This window comes from Nitrospirota bacterium, from assembly GCA_035516965.1.
Classification (GTDB): domain Bacteria; phylum Nitrospirota; class UBA9217; order UBA9217; family UBA9217; genus MHEA01.
Window position 1 is genome coordinate 1 of the sequence record DATIZR010000078.1, and the last position, 5,287, is coordinate 5,287.

General features: G+C 54.6%; 7 protein-coding genes. 6 read left to right on the forward strand and 1 reads right to left on the reverse strand.

From position 1 onward, the window contains the following. Window positions 1-309, reverse strand: a 309-nt coding sequence (locus tag VL197_12060) for a hypothetical protein (protein ID HUJ18714.1), incomplete at its 3' end; no start/stop codon positions are given. A gap of 217 nt (window positions 310-526) precedes the next feature. Here VL197_12060 and VL197_12065 point away from each other — a divergent pair. The 6 genes from VL197_12065 to VL197_12090 all read left to right on the forward strand — a co-directional run. After that, window positions 527-1,426: a sugar kinase gene (locus tag VL197_12065; protein HUJ18715.1), complete on the forward strand. Its 900-nt coding sequence runs from the start codon at window positions 527-529 to the stop codon at window positions 1,424-1,426. A 291-nt stretch (window positions 1,427-1,717) separates the two neighbouring features. Then, window positions 1,718-2,233 (forward strand): DinB family protein, encoded by a 516-nt coding sequence (locus tag VL197_12070; GenBank protein HUJ18716.1) that lies wholly within the window; start codon window positions 1,718-1,720, stop codon window positions 2,231-2,233. A gap of 54 nt (window positions 2,234-2,287) precedes the next feature. Continuing rightward, window positions 2,288-3,034, forward strand: a complete 747-nt coding sequence (locus VL197_12075) for an SDR family NAD(P)-dependent oxidoreductase (protein HUJ18717.1) — start codon at window positions 2,288-2,290, stop codon at window positions 3,032-3,034. Window positions 3,035-3,057: 23 nt separating this feature from the next. After that, complete coding sequence (locus VL197_12080; protein HUJ18718.1) at window positions 3,058-3,705, forward strand: nitroreductase family protein; 648 nt, start codon at window positions 3,058-3,060, stop codon at window positions 3,703-3,705. A 367-nt stretch (window positions 3,706-4,072) separates the two neighbouring features. Next, on the forward strand, window positions 4,073-4,924 hold the full coding sequence (locus tag VL197_12085; protein ID HUJ18719.1) for an SDR family oxidoreductase: 852 nt from the start codon (window positions 4,073-4,075) through the stop codon (window positions 4,922-4,924). Between the two features lie 136 nt (window positions 4,925-5,060). Next, a partial coding sequence (locus VL197_12090) for an NAD-dependent epimerase/dehydratase family protein (protein ID HUJ18720.1) occupies window positions 5,061-5,287 on the forward strand: 227 nt, incomplete at its 3' end.

Sequence of the window (5,287 nt, forward strand, 5' to 3'; positions counted from 1 at the left end):
CATCTCGTGGACTGCATCTTTCCCGCTCGTGACGACGAGCACTGAAGCCGGGCCTGATGCGCTGGATCGCTTGAACGCTCTGATAAAATCGACCTGCGTCATGTCCTCGATTTGTCCGACGATGACGAGTGCAGGCGCAACGATATCGCTCAGCTCAAAAGCTTCTGCAGCGGTATCGACAGACCAGACCTTGTACTGGAATTGTTTAAGAAGGGCTTTTATGCCTGACGAGCTTGATTTGTTACCGTCAACAACGAGCAGGAATTTCCGCTGGGAAGCGTTGTTGCTATTCACACGAGTGAGAACCATAAATTGCGATCCCAGTACTCCAGTAACAAGGGTAGAGAGATGAATTCCGAATATGCATCATAGTGTAATAAACTGTTTAAAAACAGTCAAGTTTTTTTAAATTTGTACCAAAAGCGGGAATACCAGATCAAAGTTTTTATTGCGACATCCAGGCACACAGTTTGGTACGATAGGGAAAACTCGGAACATTTAGGGGCAGGTCAATCGGAGGTTCGTTATGGCCGTTGTGGGGATCGGGCAGTGTGCCTGGGACATGCTCGCAGTTGTCGATCGCTTTCCACAAGCCGATACAAAAAAAGAAGTGCTTGCGTGGGAAGAGCAGGGAGGGGGACCGGTCGCAACGGCATTGGCTGCGCTGTCGCGTCTTGGCGTTTTTTGCCGGTTCTTCGGTGTTATTGGAGATGACCGGGAAGGCGCGGCGATCCGGCAGTCCCTGATCGAAGAAGGAGTCGACGTCACCGGCATGGTCAAGCGATCTAACGCCTCGTCCCAGACGGCATTCATTGCTATCGATAGATCGATAGGGTCGCGTACGATCTTCTGGAAACGGCCATCCTGCGATCCGCTCCGGATTGAAGAACTGCCGCCCGATTTCCCGAGCAATGCCGAGTTTCTTCTCCTTGACGGCCTGATGAAGGACGCTTCGCTGTTCGCTGCGCATCAGGCCAGGAAAGCGGGCATTCCAATCATGCTTGATGCGGGCCGCGTCAGAGAGGGAACGCTTGAGCTTGCCCGGCTCTGCGATTATGTGGTCGGATCTGAAGAGTTTGCGAGTGAGCTGGGGTGGAAGGATGATCCCGGAGTATTAGGGCAGGAGGTCAGGAAGCACGGTTTCGGCATCACGACGATAACCCTGGGCAGCCGTGGGAGCGTTACCTTTGCAGACGATGAAATCATTTCCTGCCCTGCCTTTCCCGTCGAGACTGTGGACACGACCGGCGCCGGCGACGTATTTCACGGCGGCTTTCTCTACGGTCTCCTTCGGAGGTGGCCGCTCAAAGAAACGATCCGGTTCGCGTCGGCCGTTGCCGCAATGAAGTGCAGGAAGCTCGGCGGAAGGGCGGGCATCCCGAAGCTTTCGGAAGCGCAGCAATTTCTCCAGGAGCGTACCTCTTAGCTCAGATCTTTACCAATGAAGAGGCGGCAGGGTAAATTTATACGTCCTTTCCGGGCACACTACTATTATGTATTTTTAGCGATAGGGACTGATATGCATTTTTGACGCTGATGACCGCGACTATCCTCCGACAGAACAGATCCGTCATGGCATCTTTTTTTGCTAAACTATATAACAGCGAAGAGGCTTTTTGCGATCATGACCGGGGAGATCACTTCAGGCCGCTTAAAAGTCGGAGGTTCAAGAAGGATTACGAGTCGTACCTGCTCATATCCCGGATCGGGAGGCTATATGGATATTAAGACATGCAAGCTATTGGCACGGTATAATCAAACGGCAAATCAAAAAATGGATGGCATAATTCGTAATTTAAGTAGCGCGCAGTGGAATCAGGAGTTTGCAGGATACTTCAAGACCATAGGGCAATTATGCAGTCATATTTATATCAGTGATTACAACTGGCTGAAGAGATTCGGCCAATTCAGAGCTTTTCAATATATTAAAGATCCCCTTTTTGATCAGAACTTAAACTATGGTTCCAAGCCTTTTGATGATATTTCCAGCTACATTTCTAAAAGGGAGGAACTGGATAAAAAACTGATCACGCTTGCAGATGAGCTTGCTGAAAGTGATTTGGGGGAAATAATATCATTCGCGAATACAAAAGGAGAAAGGGTCAGTAAAAATGTCGGAGGATCGATCCTGCACATATTTAATCATCAAACCCATCATAGGGGCATGATCTCTCTTTATTTGGATCTGATGGGAATTGACAATGATTTTAGCAGCCTGTTACCGTTGGTCTAAAACAGGGATCAGCTAGGGACCTCATCAGTCCTCAGGCCTCGATCAGGAGCTACCATGAAACTGTCAGGCAGGACCGTTCTCGTGACGGGAGGTACCAACGGCATCGGGCTCGGCATTGCCGAGGCGTTTTACGAACGCGGAAGCAGGGTCATCGTCTGCGGACGCGACAAAAGAAGGCTGTCAACGGTGGAGGACAAGTACCCGGGGATCACGGCACTGCCCTGTGATGTCGGGGATGGCCTGCAAAGGAAGGATCTTGCTGCGGAAGTCATACGCCGTTTCCCCGACCTTGACATCTTGGTCAACAACGCAGGCATCCAGAGATATGTCGATCTGAAAAAGGGCCATGACGGACTCAAGTCGGGGGAAGACGAGATCGCCATCAATTTCGTTTCCGTAGTGGAGCTGACGGCTCTCTTCATAGGCCTTCTGATGAGCAGGCAGTCTGCCGCGGTCATCAACGTGAGCTCAGGCCTCGCGTTCATGCCGATGGTTCATGCGCCCATTTACAGCGCAACAAAGGCCGCGATCCACGCATATACCCTTGTACTGCGGCAGCAGCTCAGGGACACGTCGGTCAGGGTCATTGAGATCGTTCCGTCCATGGTGGACACCGGTTTGAACAAGGCGGGACGCGACGCCCATCTCAAGTTCAGAGGGATCGGTCTCCCGGAGTACATCCCGACTGTCATCAGGGGACTGGAAAACGATGTTGAGATGATATTCCATGGGGACGGAGCGAAGATCCTCTCCGAGCCTCGCGGTGAATCGGAGGGTCGTCTGCTGAAGCCGTCCTGGTGATCCGGCGGACCCGGAGGAATGCCATGAGCAAGAGCCCGATAAGTGACCTCCAGCCTGTTGCACTTCCCGAACCGCTCTTTGACCGCTGCCTGACGGTCTTCGAAGCACTGAAGGCCAGAAGGACTTCCCGCGCCATCGGCGGGAAGGCGATCTCCTTGCAGATGCTGTCGGACATCCTCTGGGCGGCACAGGGCGTCAATCGCCTGAAGGGACCTTTCGGAGGACCGGGCAGGACTGCGGGATCGGCGAGCAATTCACAGGAGATCTTCGTCTACGTCGCGAGGGAGGAAGGCACGTATTTGTATGAACCTGAGTCTCTTCGGCTGATTCCGGCGGCCTCGGGGGACAGCCGCTCCCTGGCCATCGGGCCCGGGCAGGGAACGGCCGGGGCAAAGGCCCCCGTCCGCCTCGTCTACGTCGTCGATATCGACCGGTTCAAGAAAGCGGGATTCGACGAACCGGGGCTCCATGATCCGGAGATCCAGAAGTCTTACTTCTTCGTCGATACCGGCCTCATCGCCCAGAATGTGTATCTGGCATCGGCTTCGCTGGGACTCGCTGCGTGGTTTCACAATTGCGACAAAACGGCATTTGCGAAAGAGGTAAAGCTGAAACCGCATCAGCGTCCGCTTTTCGGACAGACGATCGGATATGCCGAGGATGAGACATGAGATGAGGTAAAATACCAGCCTTGCTCTTAGCGAAAGAACATCGAAGCGCTCAACTCCAGTCCATAGGCAACGCGCGTAAAGGCGACCCGGCGCTGCATCGTTCCCCGGCCGAATTACCGACCGCGGTGAATCGTCGAGGTCGAGCAGGTCCGATCCCTGGTGACCGACCTCGTGCAACAGAGACGTGGCGACGCCGCTTCCGATGTCTCCATGCCGTATTCGCTGTGTCCCTTGTAGCATGGCTGTCCCCTCCGCATCCGTTACTCCGGTGTTGTCTGACACATCCTCTTCCGCAATGATATAATTGGTTCAGTCATCCCTGCTGCATGAAAGGCAACCACTATCATCGCTCTCGAAAGGAGTCGTTATGATCGCTGTTACTGGAGCCACCGGGCATTTGGGACGCTTGGTCATCGCGGCACTGCTTAAAAAAGTGCCTCCCTCCGGCATCATCGCTTCCGTGCGAAATGGGGAAAAAGCAAAGGACTTCGCGGCACTGGGCGTGCACGTGCGCTTCGCAGATTACAACCAGCCGCAGGCTTGGGACGACGCGCTGAAAGGCGCGGACAAAGTATTGCTGATATCTTCGAGCGAGATCGGGCAGCGCGCGAAACAACATCGTTCCGTCATCGACGCGGCCAAACGGGCGGGCGTGAAACTCCTGGCCTACACCAGCGTCCTGCGCGCCGACACCTCACCGCTCGGCCTCGCCGCTGAACATAAAGAGACGGAAGGATTGATCCGCGCATCAGGCATTCCTTCTACGCTGCTGCGTCACAGCTGGTACACCGAAAACTATACGGCCGGCATCTCCAACATACTGGCGTACGGCGCAGTGTACGGCTGCGCGGGCCAAGGCCGCGTTGCCTCGGCCGCACGCGCTGATTATGCGGAAGCGGCTGCCGTTGTTCTGACCGCGGAGAACCAGGCAGGACGGGTCTATGAATTGGCCGGTGATGCCGCCTACACTCTGGCGGAGCTGGCGGCTGAGATCTCGCGACAATCGGGCAAAAAGATCGAGTATGTGAACCTGTCGGAAGCCGAGTTCAAGAATGTTCTCGTGAAAGCGGGATTGCCGGAACCGGTCGCCGCATTGCTCTCCAATTCCGACACGGGCATTTCCAAGGGAGGGCTGTTCGATGACGGCCATCAGCTGAGCAAACTCATCAACCGGCCGACGACATCATTGGCAGCGTCAGTTGCGGCGGCTATGAAATAACTTCGGCAGGAAAGAGGGTAGCGAAGATATCAAAGAACTCCTGCGCGAGGCGATGACCTATTATAACCAGCTATGAGCCTCCCGTGTCGAGGGTAAGGCCAGGAATGCGGGAACGATTTTCCGGAGGCGTTCTTCCATGAAAATACGAGCGATCATAACCGGGGCCACGGGCATGGTCGGCGAAGGAGTCCTGCACGAATGCCTTCTCCATCCCGCCGTGGAATCCGTCCTGTCCATCAGCAGGCGGACCTGCGGAAAGCGCCATGACAAGTTGAAAGAGGTCCTGCATCAGGACTTTTCCGATTTCAGCGGCCTTGAAAAGGAACTGACCGGCTACAACGCGGGGTTCTTCTGCATGGGCGT

What these genes read in the sequence shown, in the direction of transcription:
- VL197_12080 (HUJ18718.1), top strand. Translation starts at nt 3,058, where the DNA reads ATGAGCAAGAGCCCGATAAGTGACCTCCAGCCTGTTGCACTTCCCGAA.
- VL197_12065 (HUJ18715.1), top strand. Translation starts at nt 527, where the DNA reads ATGGCCGTTGTGGGGATCGGGCAGTGTGCCTGGGACATGCTCGCAGTT.
- VL197_12085 (HUJ18719.1), top strand. Translation starts at nt 4,073, where the DNA reads ATGATCGCTGTTACTGGAGCCACCGGGCATTTGGGACGCTTGGTCATC.
- VL197_12070 (HUJ18716.1), top strand. Translation starts at nt 1,718, where the DNA reads ATGGATATTAAGACATGCAAGCTATTGGCACGGTATAATCAAACGGCA.
- VL197_12075 (HUJ18717.1), top strand. Translation starts at nt 2,288, where the DNA reads ATGAAACTGTCAGGCAGGACCGTTCTCGTGACGGGAGGTACCAACGGC.